The 15538-nt window shown below is 61.1% G+C and carries 14 protein-coding genes; 12 read left to right on the plus strand and 2 right to left on the minus strand.

The genetic code is table 11. From position 1 onward, the window contains the following. Positions 1–148 precede the first annotated feature (148 nt). From TAMC210_RS00645 to TAMC210_RS00685, 9 genes are all read left to right on the plus strand, one after another. A complete protein-coding gene (locus TAMC210_RS00645; protein ID WP_173296894.1) occupies positions 149–1471 on the plus strand; it encodes an amidohydrolase family protein in 1323 nt (440 codons plus the stop codon). Between the two features lie 8 nt (positions 1472–1479). Continuing rightward, the gene (locus TAMC210_RS00650; RefSeq protein ID WP_173296895.1) at positions 1480–3765 is read left to right on the plus strand and encodes a xanthine dehydrogenase family protein molybdopterin-binding subunit; all 2286 of its coding nucleotides are present in this window, start codon (positions 1480–1482) and stop codon (positions 3763–3765) included. A gap of 11 nt (positions 3766–3776) precedes the next feature. Further along, positions 3777–4670 (plus strand): FAD binding domain-containing protein, encoded by an 894-nt coding sequence (locus TAMC210_RS00655; protein WP_173296896.1) that lies wholly within the window; start codon positions 3777–3779, stop codon positions 4668–4670. After that, positions 4645–5121, plus strand: a complete 477-nt coding sequence (locus tag TAMC210_RS00660) for a (2Fe-2S)-binding protein (protein ID WP_173296897.1) — start codon at positions 4645–4647, stop codon at positions 5119–5121. The genes TAMC210_RS00655 and TAMC210_RS00660 overlap by 26 nt, the downstream gene beginning before the upstream one ends. Before the next feature lie 168 nt (positions 5122–5289). Further along, complete coding sequence (locus TAMC210_RS00665) at positions 5290–6342, plus strand: BMP family protein (protein ID WP_173296898.1); 1053 nt, start codon at positions 5290–5292, stop codon at positions 6340–6342. Between the two features lie 68 nt (positions 6343–6410). Further along, complete coding sequence (locus TAMC210_RS00670) at positions 6411–9170, plus strand: molybdopterin-dependent oxidoreductase (protein ID WP_173296899.1); 2760 nt, start codon at positions 6411–6413, stop codon at positions 9168–9170. A 92-nt stretch (positions 9171–9262) separates the two neighbouring features. Continuing rightward, positions 9263–9934: a flavodoxin family protein gene (locus TAMC210_RS00675; RefSeq protein ID WP_173296900.1), complete on the plus strand. Its 672-nt coding sequence runs from the start codon at positions 9263–9265 to the stop codon at positions 9932–9934. A 186-nt stretch (positions 9935–10120) separates the two neighbouring features. Next, complete coding sequence (locus TAMC210_RS00680) at positions 10121–10483, plus strand: nucleotidyltransferase family protein (protein WP_173296901.1); 363 nt, start codon at positions 10121–10123, stop codon at positions 10481–10483. Further along, a complete protein-coding gene (locus TAMC210_RS00685; protein WP_173296902.1) occupies positions 10480–10992 on the plus strand; it encodes a hypothetical protein in 513 nt (170 codons plus the stop codon). The genes TAMC210_RS00680 and TAMC210_RS00685 overlap by 4 nt, the downstream gene beginning before the upstream one ends. Here the strand turns inward: TAMC210_RS00685 and hepT are convergent. Both hepT and mntA read right to left on the minus strand, forming a co-directional pair. Continuing rightward, complete coding sequence (gene hepT, locus TAMC210_RS13805) at positions 10930–11277, minus strand: type VII toxin-antitoxin system HepT family RNase toxin (RefSeq protein WP_173297498.1); 348 nt, start codon at positions 11275–11277, stop codon at positions 10930–10932. The two genes, TAMC210_RS00685 and hepT, sit on opposite strands and share 63 nt — an antisense overlap. Before the next feature lie 245 nt (positions 11278–11522). Next, positions 11523–11843, minus strand: coding sequence for a type VII toxin-antitoxin system MntA family adenylyltransferase antitoxin (gene mntA, locus TAMC210_RS00695; RefSeq protein WP_173296903.1), 321 nt, complete (start codon positions 11841–11843; stop codon positions 11523–11525). A gap of 430 nt (positions 11844–12273) precedes the next feature. Between mntA and TAMC210_RS00700 the strand changes: the two genes are divergently transcribed. The 3 genes from TAMC210_RS00700 (at position 12274) to TAMC210_RS00710 (ending at position 15535) form a co-directional block, all read left to right on the plus strand. Further along, positions 12274–13251, plus strand: coding sequence for a 4Fe-4S dicluster domain-containing protein (locus TAMC210_RS00700; RefSeq protein WP_173296904.1), 978 nt, complete (start codon positions 12274–12276; stop codon positions 13249–13251). Continuing rightward, the gene (locus tag TAMC210_RS00705; RefSeq protein WP_173296905.1) at positions 13244–13918 is read left to right on the plus strand and encodes a formate dehydrogenase subunit gamma; all 675 of its coding nucleotides are present in this window, start codon (positions 13244–13246) and stop codon (positions 13916–13918) included. Before TAMC210_RS00700 ends, TAMC210_RS00705 begins: the two co-directional genes overlap by 8 nt. A gap of 498 nt (positions 13919–14416) precedes the next feature. Next, complete coding sequence (locus TAMC210_RS00710) at positions 14417–15535, plus strand: amidohydrolase (RefSeq protein ID WP_217267208.1); 1119 nt, start codon at positions 14417–14419, stop codon at positions 15533–15535. The last annotated feature ends 3 nt before the right edge of the window (positions 15536–15538 follow it).

Here is a 15538-nt window from a genome sequence, read left to right on the forward strand (position 1 = left end):
CAAGGGTGGGCTTTCCCGGGCCCGGCGGTATGCGGGCCCGGGAAAGCCCTGCTGAAGAGTCCGACCGCCCCGGAAGGCCGCTGCATGACGCGGCAGGAGGCGGGTATAAGCCCTTCTTCTTTAAAGAACTGGCAGGAGGAAAGAATGAATGGCAGTTATTCTGGGTGGTTACCTTATCCCCTCGGTGGCGCGAGGGCCCCTGCGGGACTGGGGTGTTAAGGTAAGGGGCGATGCCGTCCTGGAGATCGCGCCCAACGGGGAGCTCTTGCGCGGCGCGGGAGGGGAAGAGATATATGATTTCCGCGACTGCATCCTCACTCCGGGGTTTATAAACGGCCACATGCACATGTACGGTGTGCTCTCCCACGGTATTGAGGTGCCGGTGGCGCCCACGGGCTTCCAAAGTTTTCTGGACGATTTCTGGTGGCCCCTGGTGGAAAACCGGCTGGATCACGACATGATCCGGGCCTCCACCGCCTGGGCCTGCCTGGAGATGCTGCGCTCGGGGATTACTACCTTCTGCGACATCCTCGAGGCGCCCTACGCCATCCCCGGCGCCCTTTCGGTGGAAAAGGAAGTGGTGGAAAGGGCGGGGCTGCGGGGCATCCTCTCCTTCGAGGCCTGCGAGCGGGTGAGCCCGGAGAATGGGCGGCTGGGGCTGGAGGAGAACGCCCGCTTGATCAGGGAAGGGTGGAGGGGCCTGGTGGGGGGTCTTATGAGCGTCCACACCACCTTTACGTGTTCCCCCTCCTTCCTGCAGGAGGCCGACGGGATGGCCAGGAGCCTGGGCGCGCTGTTCCACATGCACCTTTCGGAGAGCGGCTACGAGCCCCAGTACTGTCTGGAGAGATACGGCAAGCGGCCGGTAGAGGTCTACCGGGATCTAGGCATCCTGGGACCCCACGTGGTGGCTTCCCAGGGAGTGGATCTCAGCCCGGAGGAAATCGAGCTTCTGAAGGAACACGAGGTGAAGCTGGTCCACATGCCCCTTTCCAACTGCGAGGTAGGAGGCGGAATCGCTCCGGTACCCCGGCTCCTGGAGCAAGGCGTGACGGTAGGGCTGGGGACCGACGGATATATCAACAACTTCTTCGAAGTGATGCGGGGGGCCTTCCTGTTGCACAAGGCGGCCCAGAAGAACCCTGGAGTAATGCCGGCCTCCACCGTCTGGGTCATGGCCACGGAAATGGGGGCCCGGGCCCTGGGTCGGCCGGACCTGGGACGCCTGGAGCCGGGCTGCAAGGCCGACTTGGTAGCCATTTCGGCGGATACCCCCACTCCGGTGAACGAAAAGAACATTTTCGACCAGCTTATTCTGTACCGCAACCCGGAAAACGTCCGGGCCGTCATGGTGGGGGGCCGTCTCGTGGTGGCGGGCGGCCGGGTGCTATCCCTTAATGAGGAGCAGGTCCGGTCGGAGGTAAGGGCTGCTGCCCTCAAACTGTGGGCCTTCAAGGGAGCGGAGGTGTAGGTGAGGTTATGGGCATATTGAGTCGCCCGGTTCCCCGGGTGGATGCTTATGAAAAAGTAACGGGCCGGGCCAAATTCGCCGCCGATCTTTATTTCCCCGGGATGCTATACGGCAAGGTGCTGCGCAGCCCCCACGCCCATGCCCGCATAGTGAGGATTGATGTTTCCCGGGCCAGGGAGGTGCCGGGGGTCCACTGCGTCCTCACGGCCGCCGACCTGCCGGCCGCCCGGTCGTGGTTTACCTACCTCTTTCTGGCGGAGGACGAAGTCCGCTACACGGGCGACGCCGTGGCCATGGTAGCGGCGGAAGACCCGGACGCGGCCGAGGCTGCCCTCAAGGCCATCGAAGTGGTCTACGAGCCGCTTCCGGGGGTCTTTACCATAGAAGAGGCCCTGGAGCCTGGGGCGCTTCAGGTGCAGGACTACGCCCCGGGCAATATCGTCCAGAACAGCCACTGGCCCGTACGCCGGGGCAACGTAGAGGAGGGGTTTGCCCGGAGCGACGTGATCATTGAGCGGGAATACCGCACCCCCTTTATCGAGCATGCCTATATTGAACCGGAGGCGGCGGTGGCAGTACCCGACCCCGTAGATGGTTCCATTACGGTGTACGGCTCCGTTCAGAACCCTTATATGACCCGGCGGTATGTGGCCGCCGCCCTGGGCACTTCCCTGGGTAAGGTGCGCATTATCCAGCAGACCCTGGGAGGGTCCTTCGGGGGCAAGGAAGAGGTCATGGGGTTGATGTGCGGCCGGGCGGCCGTCATGGCGATGAAGACCGGCCGGCCGGTGAAGATGGTGAACACGCGGGAGGAATCCTTTGTCGAGAGCGCGAAACGCCATCCCTTCCGCCTCCGCTATAAAATCGGCGCCACCCGCGACGGCAAGATAATGGCCTTCGAAGCCGAGCTGGTAGATGAGGGCGGGGCTTACAACTCCCAGGCCCAGTTTATGAACTGGCGGGCCTGCGTACACGCGGCCGGTTGCTACGAGATCCCCCATGTGAAAGTGGACGTCTATGCCGTGCATACCAACAACGTGTACGGCGGCGCCATGCGCGGGTACAGTTCTCCCCAGGTCATTTTCGGCCAGGAATCCTTGATGGATGAGCTGGCCGAGGCCCTAGGGATGGATCCGGTGGAGCTAAGGCGCAAGAACGCCCTGCGCTTCGGCTCGGTGACCATCACCGGCCAGAAGCTGGACGACCAGCCGGTTAACGTCTTGCCGGTGATGGAGAAGGTGCTGGCGGAGGCCGATTATTTCGCCCGGAGGGAGGAATATGCCCGCTGGAATGAAGGGGGAGGCCCCCGTCGGCGGGGTATCGGCATGGCGGTGAGCTACCGCGGTTGCGGCCTGGGAGCCGAGACCGCCGACGCCACCGGTGGTTTCGTCTCGGTGCAGGACGACGGGAGCGTAATTATCCGCTCGGGCCTGACGGATAACGGCCAGGGCCTGTCCACCGCCCACGCCCAGATAGTGGCCGAAGAGCTGGGTGTCCCCTTGAGTAAGATTATCTACCAGCGGGTGGACACCTCCACCATGCCCGACGGGGGAATGACGGTGGCCTCCAGGGGCACCTACACCGGCGGACGGGCCATGCTCCTGGCGGCGCGGAAGGTGAAGGAAATCGTCTTCCGGGGTGCGGCGGAGCTCCTGTCCTGCCGCCCGGAAGAACTGGCAAGCTCGGAGGGCGTGATTTTCTGCCCCTCCGACCCGTCCAAGAAGGTATCCTTTGAGGAGGCCGTGCGCCACTGCCTGTTCCGGGGAGAGACCCTGACCCAGCTGGGGTGGGTCATACCACCGGAGCTGCCGTGGGACCGGCCTACCGGGCAGGGCAAGGCCTTTCCGACCTATATGTACAGCTGCGTGGTGGCCGAAGTGGAAGTGGATACGGAAACGGGGCAGGTAGAGGTATTGCGGGTGACCTCGGGCCACGATGTCGGCCGGGCCATCAACCCGGCCCTGGCCGAGGGGCAGATTTACGGGGGCATTGCCATGGGCCTGGGGATGGCCCTCATGGAAGAAGTGGAACTGCAGAAGGGCGTTATCCTGAACCCCAATTTCGATAGCTACACCATACCCACCTCCCTGGATGTGCCGGAAATGAAGTCCCTGCTCCTGGAGAGCGAGGACCCTGTAGGTCCTTTTCACGCCAAGAGCCTGGGCGAGCCGGCCATAGAATGCGTGGCTGCGGCTATTGTCAATGCCGTTGCCCACGCCACGGGCAGGCGGGTGCGCAGCCTACCTGCCAATCTCGAAAGAGTCCTGCTGGGCAAGGCCCTTGCCAGGTCCTAGGAGGTGCGATTGTGCATAAGTTCGACTATGTGAAGGCCCGTTCACTGGAGGAGGCCCTAGCAGCCCTTTCCCAGGGGGGTGAGAAGGCCTGTGCCCTGGCGGGAGGGACGGACCTCCTGGTGGGCTTCCGGGCCGAAGACGCCCGCCTGAGGCATATCGAGCTGGTAGTCGATATCGGCGACCTTACCGAGCTGGCCTACATTCGGGAAGAAAACGGGTGCATAGCGGTGGGAGCCCTGGCCACCCATGCCGCCGTAGCGGAATCTCCCCTCATACGAGAGGCGGCGCCCTTCCTGGCGGCGGCCTGTTCCCAGGTAGGGTCGCCCCAGATACGCAACCGGGGCACGGTGGGAGGGAACCTGTGCAATGCCTCCCCCGCCGCCGACACCCTGCCCGTTTTGGTAGCCCTGGAAGCCGAAGTGGTGCTCCGGAGCCCGGCGGGAGAGCGGAGGGTACCGGTGAGCCGCTTCGTCAAGGGACCGCACCGAACCGACCTCCGGCCGGGAGAGCTGGTGACCGAGATCCGCTTTAACCGGCCCCTTCCCGGCACCCGGACCTGCTTTATCAAACTGGGCCGGCGCAAGGCCATGAGCATCGCCCGCTTAAGCATCGCGGTCCTCCTTAAAAAAGACGGAGGCGGGACGGTAGAGGAGGTGCGGCTGGTACCAGGGGCCGCCCTGCCCGTCCCGGCCAGGGTGACGGCGGCCGAAGAGATCGTCCGGGGCCAAGTGCTTACGGTAGAGCTGGCCCGGGAAGCGGGAGAGAAACTTGCCCAGGAGATGGTGCGCATCACCGGGCAGCGGTGGTCCACGCCTTACAAAGTACCGGCCATAGCCGCCCTTACCAGGAGGGCTATTCTTACAGCTGGGGGGCTCGAGGATGTCACTGCTGGACCTCAAGCTTAAAGTCAACGGCAAGGAGTACCGGGTCAGGGTAAAACCCCACAAGCGCCTGCTGGACGTGCTGCGGGACGACCTGCATTTGACGGGCACCAAGGAGGGGTGCGGCATCGGGGAGTGCGGTGCCTGTACTGTTATCATGGACGGCCGGGCGGTCAATGCCTGCCTGGTGCTGGCGGCCTCGGCCGAGGGAAAGGAGATATACACCATTGAAGGGCTGGAGCAGGACGGTAAGCTCCACCCCCTGCAGGAGGCCTTTATGCGCCACAACGCCCTGCAGTGCGGCTTCTGTACCCCGGGGATGATCATGAGCGCCAAGGCCCTGCTGGACAGGAACCCCCATCCCACCCGGGAGGAAATAAAAGAGGCCATCTCCGGCAACCTGTGCCGCTGCACGGGTTACCGGCAGATTATAGAAGCCATTGAGGAGGTGAGCCGCCTGCCCAGGGAGGAATGAGATTCCTCAGAAAAGCTTGGTCGGCCGCTGTTAGTGGGGACCCAACAGGCCTCCGGCAGCCTTTAAGAAAGGGCGGAGGTGTGCCGACCCGACGGGGTGCGGCCCCCCGGTCCCTGATGTGGGAGGCCTCCGGAAAAACTACCTAAAAAAGTAAGGAGGTATTTAGGAATGAAAAAGCTTCTGGCCGTTTTAACCGCCCTGCTGCTGCTCTTGGGAGCCGCCGCCTGTGGCGGAGGGCAAAAACAAGAGGGTCAGCCCCAGGGTGGGGAGCAGACCCAGTCCAGTGGCCAGCAGGCCGAAGAGAAGCTAAAGGTGGCCCTCCTTCTGCCTGGCCCTGTCAACGACATGGGCTGGAATGCCTCGGCCTATGAAGGTTTGAAGGAAGCCGAAAAGCACCACGGCATCGAGGGCGTCTACCGGGAGAGGGTTTCCCAGTCGGAAATGGAGGAGGCCTTCCGGGCCTTTGCCACCCAGGGATTTGACGTGATCATCGGTCACGGCTTCGAGTTCGGCGATGCGGCCCAGAAGGTGGCCAAGGACTTCCCCGACGTAAAGTTCGTGGTCACCAGCAGCACCATTAGCCAGCCGCCCAATCTGGCCTCCCTGCAGGTCATGAACATCGAAGCAGGTTTCCTGGGCGGCTACCTGGCGGGTCTCCTCACCAAGAGCGGCGTCGTGGCCTATGTCGGCGGCATGGACATACCGCCCATCCGCAATGCCATGATAGGCTTTGAACTGGGGGCCAAGATGGCCAAACCCGACGTCGAGGTCCTAAAGACCATGACCGGGAGTTTTGAGGACGTAGCCAAGGCCAAGGAGCAGGCGAGGGCCTTCATCGAGCAGGGAGCCGACGTGGTCCTGGGCAACGCCGACCAGGCGGGCCTGGGCGTGATCCAGGCGGCCGTGGAAAAGGGCGTGATCGCCGTGGGCTACGACCACGATCAGAGCTCGGCGGCCCCGGATACCATCGCGGGCACCAGCATCCAGAGCTACCCCATTGCCATAGACTACCTGATCAAGCTTGTCAAAGAAGGCAAGTTCGAACCTAAGTTCTACGGCATGGGTGCCGCCGAAGGGGCCACCGGCATCCTCTGGAATCCCCAATTTGAAAGCAAGCTTCCTGCGGGGACCAAGGACAAGGTCCGGCAGGTGATCGAGGACCTCAAGAGCAAGAAACTTGATGTGGAAAAAATGGCCCGGGAGCAGGGCCTGATGAACTAAGCTAAGCCCTACGGACGAGGGGGGTTCCCGGGAGTCCCCCCTCTCCCTTGCCGGGAGGGTGATTAAATGTGGAACGCATCCGGCTCAATGTTAACGGCCAGGACTACGAGGTGGACGTGAAGCCCAACTGGACCCTGCTGAAGGTGCTGCGGGAGGTATTGGGCCTGAGGGGCACCAAGTGCGGATGCTCAAGCGGCGACTGCGGCACCTGCAAGGTGCTGGTGGACGGGGAGGCCGTCAAATCTTGCACCATCCTGGCCCGCAGGGCGCAGGGCAAGAGAATTGTCACTATAGAAGGCTTGAGCCAGGACGGCTCCCTCCACCCCCTGCAGGAGGCCTTTATAGCCACCGGCGCTGTCCAGTGCGGCTTCTGTACCCCCGGCATGATAATCGCTGCCAAGGCGCTGCTGGACAAAAATCCCAACCCCACACGGGAAGAAATACGTGCAGCTCTAGATGATAACTTGTGCCGCTGCACCGGTTACGTCAAAATCATCCAGGCCGTGGAACTGGCCGCCGCCAGGCTCCGGGGCGAGGTAAAAAAGATCCCGGTCCCCCAGGCGGGGGAGGACGGGCAGATTGTCGGCCGGAGGCTTCCTCTCCGCGATGCCGTGGCGAAGGTTACGGGCCGTACGGTGTACGTAGGGGATATGCGCCTGCCGGGTATGCTCTACGGCCGGATCCTCTTCAGCCCGGTGGCCCACGGCCGCATCAAACGGATAGACGTGAGCCGGGCCCAATCCCTGCCCGGAGTGCGGGCAGTGGTCACCTACCAGGATGTACCGCCCGTGGCCTACAACAGCGCCTTGCGCTTTAAGGGCCACGACATTCCCCGGGACGAATACATCCTGACGGACACCGTGAGGTACGTGGGGGACCGGGTGGCCGCGGTGGCGGCGGACGACCCGGAAACTGCCGAAAGGGCCCTGCGGCTTATCGAGGTTGAATATGAGGAACTGCCGGCGGTTTTCGACCCGGAGGAGGCCCTGAGGCCGGGGGCACCGGAGGTCCATGAGGGCGGCAACGTGGTAAAGAAATTGGAGGCCGCGGCCGGCGATGTTGAAAAAGCTTTGGACGGCGCCGATTACGTGTTTACCGACCGTATCAAGCTGCCTATAGTTACCCATGTGGCCTTAGAGCCCCACGCCAGCTTGGCCGAATTCGACGCCACGGCGGGCAAGCTCACCGTATGGAGCGCAAATCAGAACATTTTCGCCACGCGGATCATCCTATCGGAAATCTTCGGCCTGCCGGTGAATAAAGTCCGGGTCATCAAGCCGCCTGTGGGAGGGGGCTTCGGAGGCAAACTGGAGGCGGTCTTGGAGCCGGTAGCCGCCCTGTTATCTATGAAGACCGGACGGCCGGTCCTGGTGGAAATGAACCGGCGGGAGGTCATGGTTTCCACCCGCACACGCCACTCGGCCGTGTACTATTTGCGGACGGGAGTGAAAAAGGACGGCACCATCGTCGGCCAGGACATCACCGCCTACTTCAATACCGGCGCCTACGCCACCAGCGCCCTAAACGTCACGGGGGCCATGATCGACAAGGCCTTCCGCCTCTACCGCATTCCCGACCTCCGGGTGACGGCTTACTCCGTATACACCAACTGTCCCGTGGGAGGTGCCATGCGGGGCTACGGTTCTCCCCAGCTTGTAGCCGCCCGCGAAATCCACCTTAACAAGATAGCCAGAAAGCTGGGCCTCGACCCGGTAGAATTCCGGCGCCGGAATCTGGTCAGGCCGGGAGACATAAATCCCCGGTTTGGGACCTCCCTGGGGAACTGCCGCGTCCTGGACTGCCTGGAAAAGGGCGCGCAGCGGTTCAACTGGGAGGAAAAGGCCCGGCAGCCCAAGGGAGAAGGGCGCTTCCGGCGGGGAGTGGGCGTGGCGGCGGGGAACCACGGCAACGGCACCTTCGGCGTGCACGTGGACATGACCACCGTGGCCCTGAAGATGAACGAGGACGGTACGGTTACCATGTTCACCGGCACCCAGGATCTGGGCCAGGGGGGTACCTCCATGATGTGCATGATAGTTGCCCAAGTGCTGGGCCTGTCGCCCGAGCAGGTTGAGGTTGTGGAGGCGGACACCGAGTTAACTCCCTGGGACCTGGGAACCTACGCCAGCCGCGGCGTATGGGTGGCCGGCAATGCGGCCCTGAAGGCCGCCCGGAGCATACGCCGTCAACTTCTGGAAGTGGCCGCTTCCGTGTTAGGGGTAAAGGAGGAGGAACTTGAACTGGGGGGTGGCTTCGCCTACTGCCGTCACTGCCCGGACAAGAAAGTCCCCTTGGGGGACATCGTGGCGGCGGCCCAGCTGAGCAAGGAGGGCGGCCGGGAGATCAAGGCCTACGAGAGCTTCGCCTCCGTCGCCGGCCCCAACTCCTACGGGGTGCATTTGGCCGAAGTGGAAGTCGACACGGAGACCGGACGGGTAAAGGTGCTCAGGTATGTGGCGGCCCACGATGTAGGGCGGGCCATCAACCCCATGTATGTGGAAGGACAGATAGAAGGCGGCATCCAGATGGGGCTGGGGTACGGGCTGACGGAGGAGCTTATTGTCGATCCGGCCAGCGGCAAGGTACTCAATGCCGGCCTGAAGGGTTACCGGGTGTTCCGGGCCAAGGATATGCCGGAGATAGAAGTTTTGCTCATCGAGGAGGGAGAACCCCCGGGGCCCTTTGGGGCCAAAAGCATCGGCGAGGCTTCCACCGTGCCCGTGGCACCGGCGGTGGTTAACGCCGTGGCCGACGCCCTGGGAGTTGACTTCGACGAACTGCCGGTGACCCCCGAAAGGATCCTGGCCAAGCTGCGGGGGAGGCCCTAGGGCCTCAAGCACATGGTGCCCGGCTCCGCCGGGATTACGGCGGCTCGCCGGGTGCCGCCGGGAAGAAGGTCAGGGGAAGGAGGAAGAAAATTATGCCCGTTATTCTAGGTATCAGCGGCAGCCCCCGCAAAGGGGCTACCGATTATGCGGTGCAGGTGGCCCTGGAAGAGGCCGCCCGCTTTCCCGGTATTACTACCCGCTACTGGAGTGTGAGGGGCAAGAAAATCGCTTTCTGCACCCATTGCGACCGGTGCATACGGGAGAAGACCATGTGCCACATCCAGGACGACATCAAAGAACTGGAAGAGCTCGTGCTGGAAGCCGACGGCTTTATTATAGGTTCGCCGGTATACGACATGAATATCACCGCCCAACTGGCCGCCTGCTTTAACCGTCTGCGTCCCATCTTTTTGGTGCACCCGGGCAAACTCCGCAACAAAGTGGGGGGCGCCATCGCCCTGGGGGGCACGCGCCACGGCGGCCAGGAGACGGCCCTCCTGGCCATTATCAATTTCTACCTCATGCATGAAATCCTGGTGTGCGGCGGCATCGGCGGCTGTTACAGCGGCGGCACGGTATGGACCAGGGACGGCAAAGCCCAGGGGGCTGCCGATGACGAAGTAGGCATGGCCACCGTCAGAGGACTGGGCAAAGCCATAGGCGAGGCCGTGTGGGTCACCTCCATGGGCCGCAGCCTATGGGAAGAGAAGAAACGGGAGCTGGGAGTTGCGGATTCCGGCCCGGTTAGGGACCATGCCATCTAATACCATAGAGGGAAGGGCGGGGGATAAACCCCCGCGCTTTTTTGTTTACCGTGCGCCCCGGCCGGGATAGAGGTCTAGGGATGCCAGCGCAAAGGCCCGTTGACCGTCAACACGGGTGAAGGTACAATACTACTGCAGGGAGCAAGGGGCACGGGGTGTTGGACCCAGAAGAAAGGGGGAAGTTTGGTGTCGGACGATATTACTTCCCTGCGGGAGGCCTGGCGACGGCGGGCGGAAAGGGAGAGGCAGGCGGCCGTCAACCGCCGCCGTGAAGCCCTGGCGAAAGCTCGTCGGGCCGCCCGTTGGTTAAAGGAGAAATACGGGGTTAACAGGGTCTACCTTTACGGTTCCCTGGCCTGGAGCCGGCATTTTACCCCCCATTCGGACATCGATTTATTTGTAGAAGGCTTTACGCCGAAGGAACTTTACTGGCGCATGTGGTCGGAAGTAGAGGCCATCACGGCACCTTTTCCCCCTAGTATCGTCCTGGCCGAGGATGCCCTACCGGGCTTACGGGATGAAGTCAAAAAAAGGGGACATGAACTATGACCAGCGAAGAATTCCTCGTTTTGGAAGGCCGTATACGCCAGGAACTGGAGCATATGGTCCGCCTGGAGGCCGAACTGGCGGAAAGGGGGTTGATAAGCAGAAACCCGGGTACCACGATAACTTTTCCGACCGGCGACTCCTTTTTCCTGCGCGCAACAGGCTCGGTACTCCATGATTTTTATGTAGCGGCGGAAAACATCTTTAAAATCATCGCCAGGGAAATAGACCGCAGCCTTCCCACCGATCCGGAATGGCACCGGCAGCTGTTGGTACAAATGACCCTTGACCTGCCGGAACTACGTCCCCCTGTGATCCAGAGAGAAACGGCCGCTTTATTGGACGAATACCGCGGCTTCCGTCATGTGTTTCGCAACGTTTACGGTTTTAATCTGGTGGCCGAACGCCTAGAGAGATTGGTTCAAAAACTTCCCGAAGGGCTGAGGCTTTTACGTCGGGACCTGCAGGCATTCCTGGCCCATATGCGGGAAGTCATAGTGGGCGAACAATGATTCCGTCAGCGGCGGTCCAGGTATTTGGTATTTAATTATATACCGGGCGAACTCCCGGAAATCTCCCAGTCGGCGGTTTAACACTTCTGCCACCTTGGCCTTATTTACCCTGGCGTACTCATGGACGAGGATATTACGGAAACCCGCCATGCCGGAGATATCCCGGGCAAATTCTGCCGGGAGTACCTTAAGTTTTGCCAGCTCGGCAAATACATCACCGTACTCATCAACTACGATTCCTTCCTCGGCCAGAATATAGCTGCCTATGTCCAGGACAATTTGAATACATTAGTTGTAAGCCATGTTCTATGACCCAAGCCAGGTCTAAGTTACCCTCGAGTTCTTGCGCAGTTGTACCTCTATACTTTTCCAAATGCTTGAGATAGCGGTCCAAATCGTGAGCTTTTGCTTTTGGGCACCTCCAAAGGCCCCGTTCTCCAGGCGCCGGCGCAAGTATTGGGCCTGCATCTTAAGTACGGGTTGGAAATCAAGGAATTCACGTACGGTTTTTTCGTGAAAACGTATACGAGCTAAAGCTTCGCGGCAGAAGAGTAATTTACCGTCTTACAGAATATATGGAAACGAAGGACCGGAGGTGCTTCGTTGAGGACTACTATATCCACACGCCGCCTTAATTGCTGCTGCAATTCAACCACAAGGTTGCTGATGTAACCGTACGGACCCGGAGGCGGCATGTGGGTTTGGTCCACATAGATGGCAATATCTACATCGCTTAAGTTATTAGCTGTTCCACGGGCATAAGAACCGAAAATAAAAGCGAACACGATCTCCGGCCTGGAGGCTAGAAGCTCCCGCAGGTGATTTTCCAGCGAAGAAATTTTATCCGGCATGGCGTTCACGTCGCCTTCCCGCCTTTCCCTTTCTACCCGCCCCAGGCCCCTCCCCCCGTGGTATAGGCCGGAGCCCTCACTTCACTTGAGGAGATTATATAGGCGTCCTATTTTATCCTTTACTTCCCGCCTCAATTTTATAAAAACCTTTCCCGCCGGACAACCGAAATTTTCCTCTTCCCCCTTCAATTCTCTTAATGCCTTTGGCCCCTTCGATCGGCCTTCCAGGCTGGGTTTAAATACCTCTGCCGGCATTGGCTGAGACCTCCCCCTGGTGGGATATCAGCCCCCCTGCACCGGTCGGTTGGTCCCTCTGGCTTAAGCTAAAACATATTGACGGCGAAAGAGAAGTATAGTATGATAGTATAAGCCCTTGGAAAAACAGAGCCATAAAGGCCGAAGAATTCTTGGAAGGGGTTGTACTCGGCCCATGAACCGGAGGGAGTTTCTCAGGCGCTCCCTGGCGGCCGGAGTGGGGGCCTCCCTGGCCCTCACCGGCCTGCAAAGGGTGAGGGCGGCCGAAGGGGCCGTCACCCAGTTCGGTACCTTCATCGACCTCACCAGGTGTGACGGATGTAAAGACCGCAGCCTGCCCCTGTGCGTGGATGCCTGTCGGGAGGCCAACTGGGACAAGTTCCCGCAGCCGCGCAAAGAAGACCTCAAACCCTACTGGCCGCAAAAGAATTACGAGGATTGGTCGGAAAAACAACATGTAACCGATAGACTTACACCCTATAACTGGACCTTTGTCCAGGAAGTAGAAGTGGAGCACGGGGGACAAAGGGTCACGGTGTATATTCCCCGGCGCTGCATGCACTGCGATAACCCGCCCTGTGCCAACCTCTGTCCCTTTAGCGCCCAGGAGAAAAAGCCCCAGGGACCCGTGGTCATAGACCCCCATGTGTGTTTCGGGGGGGCCAAGTGCCGGGAGGTCTGCCCATGGCATATACCCCAGCGACAGGCCGGGGTCGGCCTTTACCTCAAGGTCGCCCCAAAATTCGCCGGGGGCGGCGTGATGTACAAGTGCGATTTATGCTACGGCCGGATTACCCGCGGGGGGATACCTGACTGCGTGGAGGCCTGCCCGCGCGGGGCCCTCGCCTTCGGGCCTAAAGAGGAGATGCGGCAGGAAGCCCACCGCAGGGCCGGGTCCCTGGGGGGCTACATCTACGGGGAGAAGGAGAACGGGGGCACTTCTACCTTCTATGTGTCTGCCATACCCTTTGAAAGCATAAACAAGGCCCTGTTGGCGGCGAAGCAGCAGCCGCCCATGCCCGTGGGAGTGGGCAATTTCCTGGACACGCCCAACGGCCTGGCCCAGGCGGTGCTCCTGGCCCCGGTGGCCGGCCTGGTGGCCGCGGGCGTGGCCGCGTACAGGGGATTGCAGGGGGGGAAGAAGGATGGCTAACGGCCGAGTAAAGCGCCATAGCGGCCTGGTTCGTTTCGTCCACTGCTCCGTAGTCCTCTCCACCTTCTTACTCATTTTTAGCGGCCTGGGCCAACTGCCCCTCTATAAGCGCTATATGGTAGACCGCCTGCCGGGGTTGTCCTGGTCCTCGGATTTCGGGATTACCCTGATAATCCATTATGCGGCCGCCGCCTGGCTGGTATTCGCCGTGGCCCTTCACGTGGCCTATCATGCGGCCAGAAAGGAGTTCGATCTTATCCCCCGCCGGGGGGATTTCAAAGAGTCCTGGCTGGTTATCAAGGCTATGTTCGGTAGAGGTGAAGAACCGCCGGCGGATAAGTACCTGGCGGAGCAGCGCCTGGCCTACGCCTATATGGCCGTGAGCTTTTTTATAATCATCGTCACCGGTTTTATAAAGGTCCTTAAGAATCTCCCTTCGGTTGCCCTGCCCTACGGGGTGGTGACCTGGGCCACCCACCTCCATAATGTGGCTACCGTGCTCCTGATCCTGGGGATAGGGGTCCACCTCGCCGCCTTCCTTTTAAAACCCAACCGGCCCCTGATCTTCAGCATGCTGACGGGTTACGTGAGCGAGGAGTATGCCCGCTGCCGTCACCCCCTGTGGTACCGGCGTATCAAGGGAGAGGAAGGAAAGCCTGGGCTCTAGCACCGGGCCCCTGCTGATTTATCCTCCGCTTTTTGCGGGAGAGGTCTGGCATGCCTGAAAGGGAGGGACTGAACCAGAGCTGCCGCATCGAACAAAGCCCTAAGGGGAGGCGGACCCGCGGCCGCCAGGGCCTTGCGGCCGGTAAACGAAACAGAGTGCTCAAATTCTGCCGGGAAGTCCGCCTCAAGCTTTGAGGTTGAGTGCCCGTTGGGCCCGCGAGGGAGCCATAGGCGAGCGAAATCCAAGCACACCTACCCTCCAAAGTAGGGACACGCCAGGGCTTTGTCCCTCGATTTGAGAGGTTGATTTAGCTGGTGGAAGGGAGGAACTAAATTACGCCCGGCTAGAAAGTTGGGGTGCCCCAGGACCCCCGCCGGGGTGGTATGCACCCGGGTGGGGGCTTTCTTATGCCCTGCAGGGGATCACCGGGCCGGGGCCGGGCAGAAAGTCCTTGTATAAACCCCGTCCCGGGTTTAAGCTAAGGGTGGGGGGATGATTATGGAGGGCCAAAGTATGGGCAGCCGGGGATACGTAGACGCCCACATACACGTATGGGAATTTGCCCTGTTCCACCACTTTGCGGATCTCGAGAAATGTGCCAATCTAGAGGAGCTAGTGGGAACCTTGAAGGCCAAGCCGGTGGAGGGGTGGGCCATAGGGGTCCGCTTTAATCAAGAAGGGCTGGCCGAGAAAACAATCCCGGACCGGGCCTTCCTGGACAAGGCCTTCGGACCGCAGCCGGCGATAATTGTGCGGACCTGCCTGCACCTGGCGGTGGCCAACACTGCGGCCATGGATAGGCTGGGGGTTTTCTCCCGGGACGGGGTTTTCCGGGAGGCCGCCGTTGCCAGTCTTTTGCGGAAGCTCGTCGACGGGCTCAACCTGGACCGCCGCCGCATCCTGGCGGAAGGCTTGCGGGAACTCAAAAACATGGGGGCGGAGTGGGTCATTGATATGGGGATGGACCGCCAGAAGCGCTCCCTCTTCGACGGCCTCGAAGGAGAGATGCGGGTGGATTTTTATACCGTTGACCCCGTCCTTTTGGATGAAGCCCTGGGCTTAAAGATTTTCCTCGACGGGGGACTCGGCGCCCGCACGGCGGCCCTCACCCGGGAGTACACCGATGACCCGGGCAACTACGGGGTGTTGAATTTCACCGACCGGGCGCTTCTTTCCCTGGTGGAAAGGGCGCACCAAAGGAATAAACCTGTGGCCGTCCATGCCATAGGGGACCGGGCCGTGGATCAATTCCTGTGGGTCGTGCGCCAGACCCGCCATCCCCTGGACCGCCTGGAGCACGTCCAGTACGCCAGAGAAGAGCAGCTGGAAGCCCTGGCGGAGCTCGAGATTCCCGTCTGTATACAGCCTATCTTTTCCCGGGAAATGTCCTGGGCGCGGTCCAGGCTGGGCCCGAACCGGATGAATACCGCTTACGCCTGGGGGCTCATGAGGGATAAAGGCATCCGCCTGCTGGCCGGCTCCGACGCCCCGGTGGAACACGCGGACCCCCGGGAGGCGGCCGCCACGGTAGCATGCCTGGAGGGCAGGCATCATCTTGATTTTGAGGAGGTACTGGAGCTCTTCGCCCGGGCCAACCGGGAGTTTTATGATGGCTAAGCA

This window comes from Thermanaeromonas sp. C210 (assembly GCF_013167955.1).
In the GTDB taxonomy this organism is placed as follows: domain Bacteria; phylum Bacillota; class DSM-521; order Neomoorellales; family Neomoorellaceae; genus UBA12545.

Excerpts from the sequence above, each read along its gene's own strand:
- TAMC210_RS00645 (WP_173296894.1), top strand. The coding sequence starts at position 149 with ATGGCAGTTATTCTGGGTGGTTACCTTATCCCCTCGGTGGCGCGAGGG.
- TAMC210_RS00650 (WP_173296895.1), top strand. The coding sequence starts at position 1,480 with ATGGGCATATTGAGTCGCCCGGTTCCCCGGGTGGATGCTTATGAAAAA.
- TAMC210_RS00660 (WP_173296897.1), top strand. The coding sequence starts at position 4,645 with ATGTCACTGCTGGACCTCAAGCTTAAAGTCAACGGCAAGGAGTACCGG.
- TAMC210_RS00665 (WP_173296898.1), top strand. The coding sequence starts at position 5,290 with ATGAAAAAGCTTCTGGCCGTTTTAACCGCCCTGCTGCTGCTCTTGGGA.
- TAMC210_RS00675 (WP_173296900.1), top strand. The coding sequence starts at position 9,263 with ATGCCCGTTATTCTAGGTATCAGCGGCAGCCCCCGCAAAGGGGCTACC.
- TAMC210_RS00685 (WP_173296902.1), top strand. The coding sequence starts at position 10,480 with ATGACCAGCGAAGAATTCCTCGTTTTGGAAGGCCGTATACGCCAGGAA.
- mntA (WP_173296903.1), bottom strand. The coding sequence starts at position 11,843 with ATGCCGGATAAAATTTCTTCGCTGGAAAATCACCTGCGGGAGCTTCTA.
- TAMC210_RS00700 (WP_173296904.1), top strand. The coding sequence starts at position 12,274 with ATGAACCGGAGGGAGTTTCTCAGGCGCTCCCTGGCGGCCGGAGTGGGG.
- TAMC210_RS00705 (WP_173296905.1), top strand. The coding sequence starts at position 13,244 with ATGGCTAACGGCCGAGTAAAGCGCCATAGCGGCCTGGTTCGTTTCGTC.
- TAMC210_RS00710 (WP_217267208.1), top strand. The coding sequence starts at position 14,417 with ATGGAGGGCCAAAGTATGGGCAGCCGGGGATACGTAGACGCCCACATA.